Source organism: Nonomuraea sp. NPDC049709 (assembly GCF_040674815.1).
In the GTDB taxonomy this organism is placed as follows: Bacteria; Actinomycetota; Actinomycetes; order Streptosporangiales; family Streptosporangiaceae; genus Nonomuraea.
Genome location: NZ_JBFANM010000040.1, coordinates 58,640 through 76,256, shown reverse-complemented (window position 1 = coordinate 76,256; position 17,617 = coordinate 58,640). Strand labels below are relative to the sequence as shown.

Genomic DNA, 17,617 nt, shown 5'->3' with positions numbered 1-17,617 from the left:
GCCCTTCTGTGGGGGATCGGTCACGGATGTCTTGCCACAACCCGCCGTTCGGGTTCACAGCTCCTTGAGCTGGCCCCCGTCGATCACGAACTCGGCACCGGTCGTGCTGCCGGATCGGGGGGACACGAGCAGGGCGATCGCGTCGGCGATCTCCTGCGGGTGCACGAGCCGCCCGGTGGTCAGCTTCATCATCGCAGGGGCGACCTCGGAGATCACACTCTCCTTGTCCGACCCGGCCAGCCCGGCGATGACCTCGGCCGCGCCGCCCTGCCTGGTCCACCAGTCGGTCAGCACCGGCCCGGGCGAGACGGTGTTGGCCCTGATGCCCTGGGGGCCGTACTCCTCTGACAGCGACTTGCCGATCGCCAGCACGGCCGCCTTGGCCGCGCTGTAGTCCACGTTCATGGCGCCGGGCTGCCTGCCCATCGTCGAGGACACGTTGACGATCGAGCCGCCGCCCCGCTCCAGCATGACGGGCACCGCGGCCCGGATCATGCGTACGACGGCGAACACGTTGAACTCGAACATCGCCCGCCAGTCCTCGTCATCGGGCGTCATGAACCCCACCCGCGGCAGGGTCGCCCCCGGCGGCGGCCCGCCGGCGTTGTTGACCAGGATGTCCACCCCGCCGAACTCCTCGACCGCACGGGCGACGACCCGGGCCGGGGCCTCCGGGTCCATCAGGTCCACCGCGACGTGCGTCACCTTGCCATCGACGGGGGCGGGCGTGCGCGAGGCGGTGACCACGTGGGCGCCCTCCTCGGCCAGAGTGCGGGCGACGGCCAGGCCGATGCCCTTGGACGCGCCCGTGACGACGGCGACGCGGCCGGAAAGCTGCAGATCCATGGGAGTTCTCCTCCGGTGTTCGGCGATATCGGTTGCTGAACACCGGGGCGGCCGCGGAGGTTGCAGCCCTCAGAGGAACGGCGGGAAGGCGTGGCCCCTGCGCAGGCGCAGCTCGTTGAGCAGCTGCTGGATGACCTCGCGCACGTGGTCGGTGATGTTGAAGACGGTCATGGGGTCGTCGGCTGCCGACGGGTCGTACTCGTCGGTGCGGATCGGCTCGCCGAACTCGATCATCCACTTCGACGGCAGCGGCACCAGGCCGAGCGGGCCGAACAGCGGGAAGAACGGGGTGATCGGCAAGTAGGGCAGGCCCAGCATCCTGGCCAGGAACTTGAGGTCGCCGATCTTGGGATAGATCTCCTCGGCCCCCACGATCGCGGTGGGCACGATCGGCACCCCGGCCCGGATGGCCGAGGCCACGAAGCCGCCGCGGCCGAAGCGCTGCAGCTTGTAGCGCTCGGAGAACGGCTTGCCGACGCCCTTGAACCCCTCGGGGAACACCCCGACGAGCTCGCCCTTGCGCAGCAGCCGGTCGGCGTCCTCGCGGCAGGCCAGCGTGTGGCCGGTCTTGCGCGCCAGGTGGCTGAGCAGCGGGAGCTGGTAGACCAGGTCGGCGCCGAGCAGCCGCAGCGGCCGGCCGGCCTCGTCGTGCAGTGCCACCTGCAACATCAGCGCGTCCATCGGCAGGGTGCCCGAGTGATTGGCGACGATCAGGGCGCCGCTGTCGTCGGGGATGTTCTTGAGCTCGACCGTCTCCACCCGGAACCAGTGGTTGTAGAGCGGCCTGATCAGCTCGAGGACCACCTTGTCGGTCAGCTCGGCGTCGTAGCCGAACTCGTCGACCTCGTAGTCGCCCGTGACCCGCCTGCGCAGGAAGGCCAGCATCCTGGCCATGGGGTCGGGCTCCTCGAAGGAGGGTGCCGCACTGATCGGGATCACGCGGGCCTCTTCCTCGTGGGGAACGCTCAAGTGAGGACACCTCCGAACGGCCGCAGGCCGCGGGAGCGCAGGTAGTCGTCGAAGGCCGCCCCGGTGGTGAACTTGGGCTTCCAGCCCAGCTCCGCCTCCAGCCTGGAGGTGTCGACGGCGCGGCCGTGGCTCATCAGCCTGACCTGCTCCGGCGAGTATTCGACCAGCCCGATCTTGCGTACGGCGCTGCCCAGCGCCCTGAAGGCGGGCGAGAACAGCGGCAGCGACGGCCGCCCCGCCCTCCGGGCGCACTGCGACAGCAGCAGCACGCCTGCCCCGGCCACGTTGTACGTGCCGGGGTGATCCTCGGTCGCCATCCGGCGCAGCACCTCGACCGCGTCGTCCTCATGGACGAACTGCAGCCGCGGGTCGAAGCCGAACACGGTCGGCAGCACCGGCTGGGTGAAGTAACGCGTCAGCGGCGAGTCGACGCCGGAGCCCATGAAGTTGGCGAAGCGCAGCAGCGACACCGTCACGTCGGGACGGCGCCGGGCGAAGCCCCGCACGTAGCCCTCGACCTCGACCGCGTCTTTGGCGTAGCCGTGGACGGGGCCGTCGTGCGGCTCCAGGTCCTCGGTGAACACCGCCGGATCGCGGGGCGACGAGCCGTAGACGGCGGTGGTGGAACGCACCACCACGCGCCGCACGGTCGCCGACCGCTGGCAGGCACCGAGCAGTTGCATGGTGCCGATGACGTTGTGCTCCTTCATGGCGGCCCTGCCACCGCTCCGCGAGGGAGCGCTGACCAGGCTCATGTGCACAACGGTGTCGATGTCCGCGGCCGCGATCACCTGAGCGATGTCGGGGCTGCGCAGATCGACCCGGACGAACTCCGTCCGGCCGAGAGAGATGCCGCCTTCTCGCGTCAGCGAGGAGGGCGGCACGGTGTCCACTCCGATGACACGGCTGATGTCCGGGTCCGCCGCCAGAACGCTCGCCACCCGGGCGCCTATGTGGCGCGAGACCCCGGTGACAAGCACGGTGTGGGTCATCAGCGCCTCGCAGCTGCGTCGGTTACTTCTTGTTACGCCGCTGGATGCGCGTCTTCTTGAGCAGCTTGCGGTGCTTCTTCTTAGCCATCCGCTTGCGGCGCTTCTTGATGACAGAGCCCACGGGACCCCCAGGTACTGATAGCAAGTCTGAAACGGAGTGCGAGCGCACACCGGCTCACAGACTACCGGCGATCCATGGTAGATCGCCCCTCGGGGGGTGAGAGCCCGGTCGCATGTGCGGCGGCCGGGCCCCTCCCGCGACAGCATTCACGACACGGTCTGGCGTGTCGCTACATCAACCTGCCTCGATGTAGGCCTCCCGCAGATAGTCGTGTACCGCCTGCTCAGGCACCCTGAACGATCGGCCGACTCTGATGGCCGGCAGCTCGCCAGAGTGGACGAGCCGGTACACCGTCATCTTGGACACCCTCATGACCGTCGCCACTTCTGCGACGGTCAGGAACTTCACCTCGCTGAGAGGTCTTTCGCCTGCACCCATCGGACGCCTCTTCCGCACGTGTTTCCGGGTTATCCCCACTGGTGCCATTGCTCACGCACGTGTACTGCCGTCAGCGTAAGTCGGGACTCCGAGTGCGCAAACCCCCTATTTTCTCAGCCGACGGAGCCACCTGTCAGCCGAACCAGCGAAATCGCTGGCCAGCAGCCGGGCCGAGCACCTCACTCGGACGTTGGAACTGTCCAAGCTGCCACACATAAGAGTCGCCGGAGCCCCATCAAAAGTTGGCAAAGGGACAGCGAGCCCCTTGGAATGCAGGCGCGAAAAGACGGTATGGGGATGACCGAATCGGACTCAAAGGGCGCGTGAGACTTCTGTGACTAGTCTCTCGGTCAGCGGAGCGTAATAACGCGGTAGCACATTGTCGTCAAGTGGCACGACCACGTCAATCTTGCCCTCCGCCTCCCCGACGAACAGCCCGGGGTCGTTGCTGTCGGCGAACGCCACTGTCGGCACACCGGCCTCTCCGGCCGCTCCCGCCCAGCCATGATCGGCGATCACCAGATCCGGCAGGTCGTCGCCGAGCTCGCCGAGCATGTGGCGCATCGGGGCGGAGTCGTGGGTGTGCACCAGCGCGCCCCGGTCGTCGAGCATGGCGATGTCCTGCAGGTAACGGATCCTTCTGGGACGACCGAAACTCGACCCCGCGTACGTCCAGCCCTCGGCGGGCGACAGCAACCGCGCGCCGCGCGCGGCGCAGAGGGCGGCCAGCGGCAGGTGCACGGCCAGCAGGCCCGTGGGGTGCCCGGTGGCGAACAGGATGCGCGGGCTCGGCCGCGTCAGCACGGCGGCGATGCGCTCGGCCATGGCGTCGATCGCGTCGATCGTCAGCTCGGGGTCGATGGTGTCCTGGCCCCAGCGGTGTCCCGGGTCGGAGACCACGCCCGCGGACTTGGCCATCAGGGCCAGGATGTCGCGGTAGGACCACGGCTGGTCGAACGTCAGGCCCAGCGCGTAGTAGGGATCACCGTTGGCCAGCGAGCTGTAGTGGTCGAGGTTGTTCTCGCGAGAGGTCGCGACATCGCCGGCTATGCGGCTGTAGACAAGTTGTTCTCGGAGTTCGTCGCGGCTCAGCACTGCTTCTTTCCTCGTCAGGGCATCGGATCGAGGCCGTGCAGGGGGAAGACCGCGTGCCGGGTCGCCATGACCGCACGGTCAATGGGGTCCGCTGGATCATAACCATCGGAGAAGTCGCGAAATTCCGGGTTTCGGCCGTCCGTCATGGTAAGGGGCGGGGTCTCGCCCGTCCGCTCCCGTACGAACTGGCGCCATTCCTGGCTCGTCGGCGTGGCCGGATCGAGCGGGTGCCCCGCCATCTCGGCGATGAGGTGCGTCCACGCCCGCGGCACCACCTGGACCAGCTCGTAGCCGCCACCGCCGGTCGCGATCCACCGCCCGCCGGCCGTCTCGTGGGCCAGGCGGTGCAGGGCGGCGTACGCGGCCCGCTGGCCGTCCACGCTGAGCATCAGGTTGGCCAGCGGGTCGAGCGCGTGGCTGTCGCAGCCGTGCTGGGTCACCAGGATCTCCGGCCCGAACTCGTGCAGCAGCGGCGGCACGACCGCGTGGAAGGCCCGCAGCCAGCCGGAGTCGCCGCAGCCGGCCGGGAGCGCGACGTTGACGGCCGTTCCGTCGACGCCGGTCTCCTCCGGGAACCCGGTGCCGGGGAAGAGCGTGCGGGGGCTCTCGTGCAGGCTGATCGTCAGGACCCTGGGGTCGTCGTAGAACACCGTCTGCACGCCGTCGCCGTGGTGGACGTCGACGTCCACGTACGCGATGCGGCCCACCCCCCGCTCCAGCAGCCAGGCGATGGCCAGCGCCGGGTCGTTGTAGACGCAGAACCCGCTGGCCACGGCGGGCATCGCGTGGTGCAGCCCGCCGGCGATGTTGACCGCGTGCTCGGCCGAGCCCTCCCAGACCGAGCGGGCGGCGGCCAGGGAGGCGCCGGCGATCAGCGCGGAGGCCTCGTGGACGCCCGCGAACGCGGGGTTGTCGGTCGTGCCGAGCCCGGCGGTGAGGTCGGGCCGGCCGGAGGCGGACACGCGCTTGACGGCCTCGATGTAGCCGCGCTCGTGGACCAGGGAGAGCTCGTCGTCGGTCGCGGGCGCGCAGCCGGCCACCTCGACCTTGTCGAGCACGCCCAGCTCGCGGGCCAGCGCCATGGTCAGCTCCACGCGCACGGGATGGAGCGGATGGCTCGCGCCGAAGTTGTAGGAGGTGAGAGCGTCGTCCCAGATCACCCGTGCCGACCGGCTCATGCCAACCCCTCTGCTGCGCCCTCGCCTTGCGCCGACGTTACCGCAGCGCAGGCACCTCGTTGTAGCCCAGGTTCATGGCTGCGAAACCTGCGGGCAATAGGGGAAAATCGTGAATTAGGGTTTTAGCGTGCGCGTGGCGCGGGCCTTCATGAAGATCGTGCGGTTCTTACGGCGTCCCCAGGTGTTCGACCGGGCGCTGGTGATCGTCCTGGCCGCGCCGATGCTCATCGGGACCATCGCCCTGGTCCTCCGGGGCCAGACGGGCACCGTCCCGGGTTCCGCGCACTACCTGCTGGGCCTGGCGCTGCTGCTCATGCGCCGCCGCCGCCCGATCCTGACGGCGGCGCTGGTGGCCGCGACCGACGTGGTCTTCCTCGCCACGCAGACCGTGGCGATGACGAACCTGCCCACGGTCATCGCCCTCTACAGCGTGGGCCGCTACACCAGCGGCCGCACGACCGCGATCGCCTCCGGGGCGGCGTTCGCCGTCTACGCCACGGCGCAGGAGCTGTCCTGGCCCGGCTCGGGCGGCTGGGTGGCGGCGCTGTTCACGGTCGGGATGTCCGTGGGGGTCGGGCAGCTCGTACTCCTCAGGGCGGAGCTCAACGACCGCAACAGGCGCGAGGTGGCCGACGCCGCCGTACGGGCCGAGCGCCGGCGCATCGCCAGGGAGCTGCACGACGTGGTGGCGCACCACATCACCGTGATCAACGCGCTGGTCGGCGGCGCGCGGGCCACGCTCCCGCCGGAGCAGGAGGTCACCAGGAGCGCCCTGGAGAGCGCCGAGCAGACCGCCCGCCAGGCGATGTCGGAGATGCGCCGCCTGCTCGACGTGCTCAGGGCCGACGGCAACGAGGGGCCGGACGCCGCGACCGGGGTGGGCGCGGAGCGGCTGCCCGAGCTGATCAAGGAGGCCGCGTCGGCCGGACTGCCCGCCAGCCTGACCGTGACGGGCGAGCCCGTCGGCCTGCCCGCCGCCGTGGACCACGCGGTCTACCGGATCGTGCAGGAGGCGCTGACCAACACCCGCAAGCACGCGGTCAGCGCCAGGGCCAGCGTCCGGCTGGCGTACGGGCCCGCCGCGGTCGAGGTGGAGGTGCTCGACGACGGCCTGGCGAAGGCCGGCGGGACGCCGGGCTTCGGGCTCGGCGGCATGGCCGAGCGGGTGGCCCTGTGCGGCGGCCAGCTCTCCACCGGCCCCCGCCCGGACGGAGGATTCCGCGTGCACGCCCGCATCCCGCTGGAGACGAGATGACGCCTGACGGAAAGATCAAGGTGTTGCTGGCCGACGACCACGAGCTGGTGCGCAAGGGCTTCAGGCTGATGCTCGACGCGCAGCCCGACCTGGGCGTGGTCGGCGAGGCGGCGGACGGCGCGCAGGCGGTCGACCTGAGCCGGCGGCTGCGGCCGGACGTGGTGCTGATGGACCTGCACATGCCGGGCATGGACGGGGTGCGCGCGACCGAGCTGATCACCGCTGAGCTGCCGGGTGTGCGGGTGCTCGCACTGAGCACGTTCGACCTGGACGAGAACGTGGTCGCCGCACTGCGGGCGGGCGCGGACGGGTTCCTGCCCAAGGACGTCTCGCCGGAGGAGCTGATCGAGGGGGTACGCGTGGTGCACCGGGGCGAGTCCGCCGTCGCGCCGCGCCTGCTGACCCGGCTCATCGGCACGTTCGTCCGCACGTCTCCCCCGCGCCCGGCCCCTCCCGAGCTGGGCGGGCTCACCGAACGTGAGCGGGAGATCCTCGTGCTCATCGCCCGCGGCAGGTCGAACGCGGAGATCGCCGCCGGCCTGTCCGTCTCGCCCTCGACCGTCAAGAACCACGTGACGAGCCTGTTCGCCAAGATCGGCGTCAGGGACCGCGCGCAGGCCGTGATCGTCGCATACGAGGCGGCGCTGATCCACCCTGGAGAGTAGGACCAGGGTCCTACACGGCCGCCCCCGAAACGGTTCCCGGGCAGGAAGAAACCGGGCGCGCGCATCGGCACGCTTGGAGCCATGACCGCGATTCGGGCTACGAACCTGAGCAAGCGCTACGGCGGCACCGTCGCCGTGGCGGACCTGTCGTTCGACGTCGAGCCGGGTCAGGTGACCGGCTTCCTCGGCCCCAACGGTGCCGGCAAGTCGACCACCATGCGCATGATCCTCGGCCTCGACCGGCCTTCCGGCGGTTCCGTGCTCGTGGACGGGAGGCCGTACGGCGAGCTGAGACACCCCCTGCGCAAGGTGGGCGCCCTGCTGGACGCCAAGGCCGTGCACGGCGGGCGCAGCGCCCGCAACCACCTGCTGGCCATCGCGCAGAGCAACGGCATCCCGGCCGGCCGGGTGAGCGAGGTCCTGGAGCTCGTCGGCCTGCGCGAGGTCGCCAAGCGGCGGGTCGGCGGGTTCTCGCTGGGCATGGCGCAGCGGCTGGGCATCGCCGCGACGCTGCTCGGGGACCCGGAGATCCTGCTGTTCGACGAGCCGGTCAACGGCCTCGACCCGGACGGCATCCTGTGGATCCGCACGCTCATGCGCAAGCTGGCGGCCGAGGGGCGGACGGTGTTCGTCTCCAGCCACCTGATGAGCGAGATGGCGCAGACGGCCGACCATCTGATCGTGATCGGCAAGGGCCGGCTCATCGCCGACACGAGCGTGCAGGAGTTCATCGGGCGCAGCTCCCAGGGGTACGTACGCGTCCGCTCGCCCCGGCTGGCCGAGGTGGCCGAGCTGGTCAAGGTGGGCGAGCTGCACCCCGACCACCTGCGGGTCACCGCGATGAGCACCCTCGAGATCGGCACCCTCACCGCCCGGGCGGGCCTCCCCCTGGAGGAGCTGACGTTCGTGCAGCCCTCGCTCGAAGCGGCCTACATGGAGCTGACCAAGGACAGCCTGGAGTTCTCCTCATGATCGACATCCTCAGGTCCGAATGGACCAAGATCCGTTCCGTGCGCTCGACCGTGTGGACGCTGGCCGCCACGGTGGCGCTGATGGTCGGCATCGGCGCGCTCATCAGCGCCGCGAACAGGGGCAACACCGACGGCCCCATCCCCGCCGACGAGGCCATCGCGGGCAGCCTGGTCGGCGTCATTTTCGCCTCGCTCTCCCTGGCCACGCTGGGCGTGCTGGTGATCTCCAGCGAATATCGCACCGGCGGCATCCGCACGTCGCTCATGGCCGTGCCGAAACGGCTGAGCCTGCTCACCGGCAAGATGGTGGTGTTCACCGCGACGGCGCTGGTCACCTCCGCGGTCGCGTCGGCCGCCGCGCTGGCTGTGGGCCTGGCGATCACCCAGCCGCCCTCGCTCATGCTGGGCGACGCGGCGCGGGCCGTCGGCGGGGCCACCCTCTTCCTGACCGCCTGCGGCGTGTTCGGGCTGGCTCTGGGCACGCTGGTCCGGCACACGCCCGGCGCGATCATGGCGGCCACCGCGCTGATGCTGGTGCTCCCTCCGCTGATGAACCAGCTGCCCGGGCAATGGGGCAGGACCGTGGCCGACTACTTCACCACCAACGCCGGGATGCTGATCGCGAACGGGCAGAGCAGCGCCTCGCTGGGACCGTGGAGCGGGTTCGGCGTCTACCTGGTCTGGATCGCCGTCACCGTGGTCGCGAGCGCCGTACTGCTGCTCCGCCGGGACGCCTGACCCGGCCCACGCGGGTTCATTCGGCGCGGAGGGCGATCACGGGATCCAGCCGGCCCGCCCGCCGCGCCGGCGCCACGCCGAAGAACACCCCGACGGCCGCCGACACCCCGAAGGCCAGCACGATCGACCACCAGGTGATCGACGCGGGCACCTCGGTGAGCGCCGCGATGGTCAGCGAGCCGCCGACCCCGAGCATGATCCCGATGAGCCCGCCGATCGTGGTCAGCAGCACCGCCTCGATGAGGAACTGGGCCAGGATGTCGCGCTGCCTGGCCCCCAGCGCCTTGCGCAGCCCGATCTCGCGGGTGCGCTCGCGCACGCTGACCAGCATGATGTTCGACACCCCCACGCCGCCGACCAGCAGCGAGATGCCCGCGATGGCGGCCAGCACGCCGGTGAGCATGCCCAGCACGCTGCCGACCGTGCCGAGCAGCGCCGTCTGCGTGACCGCCGAGAACTGCTCGCCCGGGTACCGGTCCCGCAGCGCCGCCGTCACCCGGTCCGACAGCGGGTCGATCTCCTCGGGCCCGGACGCGCCGACGGCCAGCCCGTTGATCCGCTCGATCCCGAGCAGCCGCTGCGCCGTGGTCACCGGGATGTGGATCTCCTGGTCCCGGGAGAGGCCGAACGTCTGCCCCACCTCGGAGTACACCCCGACCACCCGGAACCTCGCCCCCGCCACCGTCACCTGCCGCCCGATCGGGTCCAGGTCGCCGAAGAGCCGGTCGGCCACCTCCGAGCCCAGCACGGCCACCCTGCGCCGGGTGTCCACGTCGGTCTCGCTGAGCGCCCGGCCCTTGCCGACGGGCCGCTCGAAGATGTTGACCATGTTCTGGTCGGTGCCCATCACGGTGACGAACACCTCGGTCCTGCCCACGCGTACGGTCTCGCCCGACTGCAGGGAGACCGTCACCTTCGACGGGTCGCCGACCACCCGCCGGACGTACGCCACGTCGGCCAGCCCCAGCTTGCTCTGCGAGGGCGCCGCGCCCAGGCTGATGCGGCCGGGGACGACGAGGATGATGTTCGTGCCGAGCCCGGAGATCTGCTTCTCGATCTCGTCCTTCGCGCCGGTGCCGATGGCCACCAGGATCACCACGGCCAGCACGCCGATGATCACCCCGAGCATGGTCAGCACGCTGCGCAGCCGGTTGACCCGCAGCGCCTCCAGCGCCATGACCAGCGCCTCGCCGCCCCTCATGACGCGCTGTCCCGCTCGATCAGTCCGTCGCGCACGTGGATCTGCCTCCTGGCATGGGCCGCGATCTCCGCCTCGTGCGTGACGAGCACCACGGCCACGCCCCCGTCGGCGTTGAGCCGGTCGAGTATGGCCATGACCTCGGCCCCGTTGCTGGTGTCGAGGTTGCCGGTGGGCTCGTCGGCCAGCAGCACCTTCGGCTCGCCGACCAGTGCCCTGGCGATGGCCACGCGCTGCTGCTCGCCGCCGGACATCTGCGAGGGCCGGTGCTCCATGCGGTGCCCGAGCCCCACCGACTCCAGCGCCGCACGGGCCCTGGCGCGCCGCTCCGCCCGCCCCAGACCCCGGTAGACCAGCGGCAGCGCCACGTTGTCCAGCGCCGAGGTCCTGGCCAGCAGGTGGAAGGACTGGAAGACGAAGCCGATCGTCTTGTTGCGCAGCTCGGCCAGCTCGGCGTCGGACAATCGGGAGATGTCCACCCCGTTGACCCTCAGCACGCCCGTCGAGGGCCGGTCGAGGCAGCCGAGCAGGTGCATGAGCGTGGACTTCCCGGACCCGGACGGGCCGACGATGGCGGCGAACTCGCCCTGGTCGATCCGGAGCGACACGCCGCGCAACGCCTCGACGGCCACGCCGTCGAGCTGGTAGCGGCGGGCGAGGTCCACCGCTTCGATGGCGGGGGCCGTCGTGACAGGGTCTGGCCCTCCCGTACGGAGCGTCATGGCAGGGTCTGCCCCTCCCGTACGGAGTCGGCGCCCTTGACCACGATCCGCTCGCCCACGGACAGCCCGCTCAGCACCTCCACCACGGCGTCCCCCTGGGCCCCGAGCTTGACCACGCGCCGCTGCGCCACGCCGTTGCTGACCGCCCACACCACGCTCTCGCGCCCGCTGGAGACGATGGCGGAAGCGGGGGCCGAGACGGCCGACGCCGACTCCCGTACGGTCAGCCGCGTGACGGCGCTCATGCCCGGCTTGGGCGTGGGCGCCTTGGAGCCGTCGTCGAAGGCGCCGGCGCCGAGCGAGAGGCGTACGGGGTAGCTGACGCCGCCCGTGGTGCCCTCCATGGGCGTGACGCCGATGCCGGTGACCACGGCCGTGTACGTGGCGCCGGGCACCGCGTCCAGCTCGACGTCGGCCTTGACGCCCTTGCGCACCAGCAGCACGTCCGTCTCGTCTACGTCGGCGGCCAGGGTGAGCTCGGAGACGTCGGTGACGGTGGCGATCGAGTCACCTGCCGAGATCGGCACCCCCGTCGCGACCGGGGTGCCCGAGGCGGACCCGCCGGAGGGAATGGACGGCAGCTGCTGCCCGCCGCCGGGGAGCTGGCTGAGCAGCCCCTCGACCCCGCTCGGGGCGCCGCCGCCGCCGGACACCCGGCCCAGGGTGACGATGCCGGAGAACGGCGCCTTGACCGTGAGCGACCGCACCGTGCTCTCCGCCGCCTTGACCGCGGCCCTGGCCTGCGACTTCGAGGCGGCCTGGAGGGAGGCCATGGAGCTGGACAGGCCGCTGCTCACGCCGGTCAGGAGGCCGCTGATCGAGCGGTTGAGCTGGGCGGTGATCGACGACAGGGCCTTCGCCTGCGCCTTGTGCTGGGCCTGGGCCAGGTCGATGGCGCTCATCAGCTGCTTGCGGGCCTGGGGGTCGTCGACCTTCCTGGCCTCCTTGCGGGCCTTGGCGAAGTGGGCGGCGACCTTGCGGTCGAACGCCCTGGTGTCGAAGGTCGGCAGGCGTACGTTCGGGGTGAAGCTCGCGGGGGCCGACATCTTGGACGCCTGGCGGGCCTGGCGCAGCTGGTCCTCGGCCTGGGGCGAGCGGATCCTGGCGATGATCTCGCCCTTGCGGACGCGGTCGCCCTCGCGGACGTACAGCTTGGCGATCGTGCCCTGGGCGGGAGAGCGCAGTGTCGCGGAGGCCCGCGCGCCGATGGTGGCGGGGGCCTCGACGACCTCGGTGACCGGGGCACGCCGGACGTCGGCGAGCTGGACGCTCGGCGGTTCCTCGGAGGTGCAGCCGGTCAGTGCTAACAGGACGAGCAGCGGGGCGAGCCCGCGACGGATCGTCACCCGACCCATCGTAGGATCCCGCCCACCCGCCCCCACAAGCGCCCGTTCGGGCTCTCTTCCCCCTGCCGACCCATCCAGCTCAGAACCACCCGACGCCCCGCGAGCACGCCGGGCGGCGGTCGTGGAGCGGGGCGGACCGGACGGGCGCGGGGAGCGGTCAGCCGGAGGCGAGTTGGCGGCCGCGGTCGCGGGCGGCCTCGATGGCCGCGAGGAACGCCGCGCGCACGCTGTGCCGTTCCAGCTCCGCGATGGCCGCGATCGTGGTGCCCCCCGGCGAGGTGACGGCCTCGCGCAGGATCACCGGGTGCTCGCCGGAGTCGCGCAGCATCACCGCGGCCCCCACGATGGACTGGGTGACCATGTCGAGCGCGGCGGCCCGCGGCATGCCGAGCAGGATGCCGGCGTCCACCATGGCCTCGACCAGGTAGAAGAAGTAGGCGGGCCCGCTGCCGGAGAGGGCGGTGGCGGCGTCCTGCTGCGACTCGGGGATGCGCAGCACCTTGCCGACCGGCTCCAGCAGGCCCTCGGTGAGCTTGAGGTGCTCCTCGCCCGCGTGCGCCCCCGCCGAGATCACGCTCATCGCCTCGTCGAACTTGATCGGCGTGTTGGACATCACCCGCACCACCGGCACGTCGACGCCGAGCCGCTGCTCGACGAAGGACGTCGTGATGCCCGCCGCGGCCGAGATCACCAGGCGGTCGGCGGGGACGTGGGGGGCGATCTCGGCCAGCAGCGTGGCCATGTCCTGCGGCTTGACGGCCAGGATCAGGGTGTCGGCGGACTTGGCCGCCTCCGGGTTGGACACGACGCGTACGCCATAGGTCTCGCGCAGCGCCTGCGCCCGTTCGGCTCTGCGGGTGGTCGCCATGATGTCGCCCGGCTTGAACCCGGCCCGCAACAACCCGGACAGCAGGGCCTCGCCCATCTTGCCCGTGCCCAGAATCGCGATCATTTCGGCCCCTCAAAGGAAATAGACGCTGGTCTGGAAGCCTATCCGCTAGCCCCGGGACACCAGCGACCGCAGGAAGAAGGCCAGGTTGCGGGGCCGCTCGGCCAGGCGGCGCATGAGGTAGGCGTACCAGTCGGAGCCGTACGGGACGTAGACGCGCATCCGCGCGCCGAGCCCCGCCAGCCGGGCCTGCTCGTCAGGGCGCACGCCGTACAACATCTGGTATTCGAAGCCGGTCACGTCGCGGCCGTCCAGCACGGCCAGCGTGGAGGCGATGCGCAGCAGCCTGGGGTCGTGGGTGGCGACCATGGGGTAGCCGGTGCCGGCCATGAGGACCTTCAGGCACCGTACGAACGAGCGGTCGATGTCGGCGGTCCTGGTGTAGGCGCCGGGCGCGGTGTAGGCCCCCTTGCACAGCCGTACGCGGGCGCCGCCGAGCTTCTCGCAGCGGTCCAGCGAGTCCGGCAGGTACGCCTGCACCACCACCCCCACGTCGGGATGCTCCCTGCGCAGCGCGGCGTGCACGGCGTGCAGCCCCGGGATCGTGTCGTGCTCCTCGGCGTCGAGCGTCACCGTGATGCCCTTGCCCGCGGCGGCCGCGCAGATGGCGGCGGTGTTGTCGATCGCGAGCCGCTGTGACAGCCGCAGCCCCAGGGCGGTGAGCTTGACCGAGACGTCGGCGCCCGCGGGCAGCAGGTCGAGCAGCGACAGGTAGTTCGCGACGGCGGCCTCGGCCTGCGCCTGGTCGGTCACCTCCTCACCGAGGTGGTCGACGGTGACCAGCAGCCCCCTGCGGGTCAGCTCCGCGACCACGGCGCCGATGTCGTCCGCGACATAGCGCCTGACGACGTCGGCGGTCAGCGGCGAGGTGGTGACGAGCCGCTCGGCGCGTCGGCTCTTCGAGATGGCGAGCAAGGCCTGACGGAGCACGCGAACCACACTAATCAGTCGGCTTCTCACCCGTGAACGATCCACGACCGGCTTTGAACCGGCGGCCGGTGTGATCCGTCCTATGGGTATGCGGACAATGACAGCGACTTTCCTGGCCGGATGTCTGGTGCTCGCCACGAGTTGCGGCACGGCCCCGCCGGTCGAGCGGGCCGCCTCCACCACCCCGGAGAAGCCCCCGGTCGTGTCGGAACCGGTCACCACCGCTCCCACGAAGGCTCCCGAGCCGGTCAAGCCGACGGGCAACGCCATCAACGTCCACAAGATCCGCTGGACCAAGGCCAAGCCGGTCTCGAAGGGCAAGAAGATCCAGCTCACCTGGTGGTCGGGCGTGGCGCCGTGCACGGTGCTGGACCGCGTCAAGGTGAAGGAGACCGGCAAGCAGGTCACGATCACCCTGTACGAGGGCACCGCTCCCAAGGCCAGGAACATGTCGTGCATCATGATCGCGGTCGAGAAGACCACGACGGTAAAACTCAAGAAAGCCCTGGGCAAGCGCAAGGTCGTGGACGGCGCCAAGTCGTGATCTGTCCACTTACGGACAACCCCAGTGACAAATGATCGATTTGTTGCGATACATCGATCAGAACACCGTGGCGTGGGGGCGCCGGTGGTGATGTAACGCTCCAAATGGGGGGACCCGTGAGACGGCTCTTATCCTGCCTGTTTTCTGCTGCCCTGATCCTGACCAGCCTGATCGTTCTGTCTCCCCCGGCGGCGGCACTGCCCCAGCGCTTCCACGAACAAACCGTCTTCAGCGGGCTGATCAGCCCCACCAACATCGAGTTCGCCTCCGACGGGCGGGTGTTCGTGGCCGAGAAGGGCGGCTACATCAAGGTCTTCGACTCGCTGACGGACACCACCCCCACCGTGTACGCCGACCTGCGCACCAAGGTGCACGACTTCTGGGACCGCGGCCTGCTGGGCATGGCCCTGCACCCGAACTTCCCCACCGACCCCCGCGTGTACGTGCTCTACTCGCACGACGCCGAGCCCGGCGGTACCGCACCCCGCTGGGGCGAGCCCAACGAGGACTACGACGCGTGCGCCTCGCCCCCCGGCCCCACCGGGGACGGCTGCCGCATCACCGGCCGCCTGTCCGTCATCTCCCCCTCGGGGGCGGAGACCCCGCTGATCACCGACTGGTGCCAGCAGTATCCCAGCCACTCCATCGGCGACCTGCAGTTCGGCCGCGACGGGGCGCTCTACGCCTCGGCGGGCGACGGCGCCAGCTTCGAGTTCCCCGACTACGGCCAGGACAACCAGACCAGCTCCGACATCGTGCCGGACAACCCGTGCGGCGACCCGCCGAACGCGGTCGGCACCGCGCTGGCCCCGCCGAGCGCGGAGGGCGGCGCCCTGCGCTCCCAGGACGTGCGGACGAACGGCGACCCGGCCGGGCTCGACGGCACCATCATCCGGATAAATCCGGACACGGGGGCGGCGGCCGCCGGCAACCCGAACGCCGCCAGCTCCGACCCCAACGTACGCCGGATCGTCGCCCACGGGCTGCGCAACCCGTTCCGCATCACCCAGCGCCCCGGAACCGACGAGATCTGGTCCGGGGAGGTCGGCTGGGGCTCGTACGAGGAGATCAACCGGGTCGCCGACCCGACCGGCGGCGTGGCCAACTTCGGCTGGCCCTGCTACGAGGGCGCGGACCGGGAGGACGGCTACGACGCCCTGAACCTGACGCTCTGCGAGAACCTCTACAGCGCCGGCGCCTCCGCGCACACCCAGCCGTACTTCGCCTGGCACCACGGCCAGCGCCTCCACACCGGCGACAGCTGCACGCCCGGCGGCCAGTCCTCCTCCAGCGGCGTCGCCTTCTACCAGGACGGCACGTACCCGCCGTCCTACGACGGGGCCCTGTTCTTCTCCGACTACAGCCGTAAATGCGTCTGGGCGATGACCAAGGGCTCGAACGGCCTGCCCAACCCCGCCACGGTCGCCACGTTCGACACGGGCATCGGCGCGGTGGAGCTGGAGACGGGCCCGAACGGCGACCTGTTCGCGGTGAACTTCGACAACGGCACGATCGTCCGCTACATCTTCGACAACGCGCCGCCCACGGCGGCGATCAACGCCGTCCCGACAGCCGGGGCCGCCCCGCTGGCCGTCGCCTTCTCGGCCGCGGGATCCAGCGACGCCGACGGCGACGCGATGACGTACGCCTGGGACCTCGACGGCGACGGGGAGCTCGACGACTCGACCTCGGTGGCGCCGTCGCGCACGTACACGCAGAACGGCTCGTACGTGGTCAGGCTGCGGGTGAGCGACGACAAGGGCGGCCAGGCCGACGCCACCGTCACGGTCAACGTGGGCAACACCGCCCCCACAGCGGCGATCACCAGCCCCTCGTCCACCACGACGTGGGCGGTCGGCGACACGATCGGCTTCTCCGGCACCGGCACGGACCCGGAGGAAGGGGCCGTCCCCGGATCCCGGATGACCTGGACCCTGATCATGCACCACTGCCCGGGCGCCTGCCACGAGCACGAGATCACCCGGTACACCGGCGCGTCGGGGTCCTTCCAGGCACCCGACCACGAGTACCCGTCGCATCTGGAGCTGCGGCTGACCGTCACCGACCAGCACGGGCTGACCGACACCAAGAGCGTGCTGCTGCAACCCAGGACCGTGAACCTGACGTTCCACACGAACCCGCCCGGCCTCCAGCTCGGCTTCAACCAGGAGCAGACGGTCACGCCCTTCACCAGGACGGTGATCGTGGGCTCCAGCAACTCGATCACGGCGCCCTCCCCCCAGGGAGAGCACGGGTTCGACGCCTGGTCCGACGGCGGGGCCGCCACGCACAACTTCGCCGCGCCGGCGACCGCGACCACGTACACGGCGGCGTACAAGGTCGTGCAGTCCCCCGCCGGCCTGGTGGCCGCCTACGGCATGAACGAGGGCGCCGGCACCACCGTCGGCGACGCCTCGCCATCGGGCAACCCCGGCACGGCCACGGCCACCACCTGGGCGGCGACCGGCAAGTACGGCAAGGCCCTGTCGTTCAACGGCTCGTCCAGCTGGGTCACCGTCAACGACGCCCCCACCCTGCGCCTGACCACCGGCATGACCCTCGAAGCCTGGGTCCGCCCCACCACCGTCGACAGCTGGCGCACCGTCATCATGAAACAACACACCAACGGCCTGGCCTACGTGCTCTCCGCGGGCAGCGACACCGACCGCCCCCACACCGTCATCCACACCACCGGCGAGGTCGACACCGGCGGCACCGCC

18 protein-coding genes are annotated in these 17,617 nt (G+C 70.8%); 6 read left to right on the top strand and 12 right to left on the bottom strand.

The features are described from left to right. Window positions 1-54: 54 nt before the first annotated feature. The 7 genes from AB0J69_RS34835 to AB0J69_RS34805 form a co-directional block, all read right to left on the bottom strand. Entirely contained in the window at window positions 55-846 is a 792-nt protein-coding gene (locus tag AB0J69_RS34835; RefSeq protein ID WP_364126244.1) for an SDR family NAD(P)-dependent oxidoreductase, read from the bottom strand. A 69-nt stretch (window positions 847-915) separates the two neighbouring features. Further along, window positions 916-1,815, bottom strand: coding sequence for a lysophospholipid acyltransferase family protein (locus tag AB0J69_RS34830; RefSeq protein WP_364126241.1), 900 nt, complete (start codon window positions 1,813-1,815; stop codon window positions 916-918). Further along, window positions 1,812-2,807: an NAD-dependent epimerase/dehydratase family protein gene (locus AB0J69_RS34825; protein WP_364126238.1), complete on the bottom strand. Its 996-nt coding sequence runs from the start codon at window positions 2,805-2,807 to the stop codon at window positions 1,812-1,814. Before AB0J69_RS34825 ends, AB0J69_RS34830 begins: the two co-directional genes overlap by 4 nt. Window positions 2,808-2,829: 22 nt before the next feature. Beyond that, a complete protein-coding gene (locus AB0J69_RS34820; protein WP_018654693.1) occupies window positions 2,830-2,928 on the bottom strand; it encodes an AURKAIP1/COX24 domain-containing protein in 99 nt (32 codons plus the stop codon). A gap of 174 nt (window positions 2,929-3,102) precedes the next feature. Beyond that, window positions 3,103-3,306 (bottom strand): helix-turn-helix domain-containing protein, encoded by a 204-nt coding sequence (locus AB0J69_RS34815; RefSeq protein ID WP_026214222.1) that lies wholly within the window; start codon window positions 3,304-3,306, stop codon window positions 3,103-3,105. Between the two features lie 312 nt (window positions 3,307-3,618). Continuing rightward, the gene (locus AB0J69_RS34810) at window positions 3,619-4,401 is read right to left on the bottom strand and encodes a phosphatase (protein WP_364126235.1); all 783 of its coding nucleotides are present in this window, start codon (window positions 4,399-4,401) and stop codon (window positions 3,619-3,621) included. Between the two features lie 14 nt (window positions 4,402-4,415). Continuing rightward, window positions 4,416-5,579: an acetoin utilization protein AcuC gene (locus tag AB0J69_RS34805; protein ID WP_364126232.1), complete on the bottom strand. Its 1,164-nt coding sequence runs from the start codon at window positions 5,577-5,579 to the stop codon at window positions 4,416-4,418. Window positions 5,580-5,706: 127 nt separating this feature from the next. On the opposite strand from AB0J69_RS34805, the gene AB0J69_RS34800 reads away from it, so the two are divergent. The 4 genes from AB0J69_RS34800 to AB0J69_RS34785 all read left to right on the top strand — a co-directional run bounded on the left by AB0J69_RS34800 (window position 5,707) and on the right by AB0J69_RS34785 (window position 9,208). Continuing rightward, entirely contained in the window at window positions 5,707-6,834 is a 1,128-nt protein-coding gene (locus AB0J69_RS34800) for a histidine kinase (protein ID WP_364126229.1), read from the top strand. Beyond that, complete coding sequence (locus AB0J69_RS34795) at window positions 6,831-7,499, top strand: response regulator transcription factor (protein ID WP_364126226.1); 669 nt, start codon at window positions 6,831-6,833, stop codon at window positions 7,497-7,499. Before AB0J69_RS34800 ends, AB0J69_RS34795 begins: the two co-directional genes overlap by 4 nt. Before the next feature lie 81 nt (window positions 7,500-7,580). Further along, window positions 7,581-8,471, top strand: a complete 891-nt coding sequence (locus AB0J69_RS34790) for an ABC transporter ATP-binding protein (RefSeq protein WP_364126223.1) — start codon at window positions 7,581-7,583, stop codon at window positions 8,469-8,471. After that, a complete protein-coding gene (locus AB0J69_RS34785; RefSeq protein WP_364126220.1) occupies window positions 8,468-9,208 on the top strand; it encodes a hypothetical protein in 741 nt (246 codons plus the stop codon). The genes AB0J69_RS34790 and AB0J69_RS34785 overlap by 4 nt, the downstream gene beginning before the upstream one ends. A gap of 16 nt (window positions 9,209-9,224) precedes the next feature. On the opposite strand, the gene AB0J69_RS34780 is transcribed toward AB0J69_RS34785, so the two are convergent. The 5 genes from AB0J69_RS34780 to AB0J69_RS34760 form a co-directional block, all read right to left on the bottom strand. Further along, window positions 9,225-10,409, bottom strand: a complete 1,185-nt coding sequence (locus AB0J69_RS34780; RefSeq protein ID WP_364126217.1) for an ABC transporter permease — start codon at window positions 10,407-10,409, stop codon at window positions 9,225-9,227. Beyond that, window positions 10,406-11,128 (bottom strand): ABC transporter ATP-binding protein, encoded by a 723-nt coding sequence (locus AB0J69_RS34775; protein WP_364126215.1) that lies wholly within the window; start codon window positions 11,126-11,128, stop codon window positions 10,406-10,408. Before AB0J69_RS34775 ends, AB0J69_RS34780 begins: the two co-directional genes overlap by 4 nt. Then, entirely contained in the window at window positions 11,125-12,474 is a 1,350-nt protein-coding gene (locus AB0J69_RS34770; RefSeq protein ID WP_364126212.1) for an efflux RND transporter periplasmic adaptor subunit, read from the bottom strand. Before AB0J69_RS34770 ends, AB0J69_RS34775 begins: the two co-directional genes overlap by 4 nt. Window positions 12,475-12,631: 157 nt before the next feature. After that, complete coding sequence (proC, locus tag AB0J69_RS34765) at window positions 12,632-13,426, bottom strand: pyrroline-5-carboxylate reductase (RefSeq protein WP_364126209.1); 795 nt, start codon at window positions 13,424-13,426, stop codon at window positions 12,632-12,634. Between the two features lie 45 nt (window positions 13,427-13,471). Continuing rightward, window positions 13,472-14,353, bottom strand: coding sequence for a proline dehydrogenase family protein (locus tag AB0J69_RS34760; RefSeq protein WP_364126206.1), 882 nt, complete (start codon window positions 14,351-14,353; stop codon window positions 13,472-13,474). A 97-nt stretch (window positions 14,354-14,450) separates the two neighbouring features. Between AB0J69_RS34760 and AB0J69_RS34755 the strand changes: the two genes are divergently transcribed. Then, on the top strand, window positions 14,451-14,897 hold the full coding sequence (locus tag AB0J69_RS34755; protein WP_364126203.1) for a hypothetical protein: 447 nt from the start codon (window positions 14,451-14,453) through the stop codon (window positions 14,895-14,897). A 116-nt stretch (window positions 14,898-15,013) separates the two neighbouring features. Continuing rightward, the coding region (locus AB0J69_RS34750) for a PQQ-dependent sugar dehydrogenase (protein WP_364126200.1) at window positions 15,014-17,617 on the top strand (2,604 nt) is incomplete at its 3' end.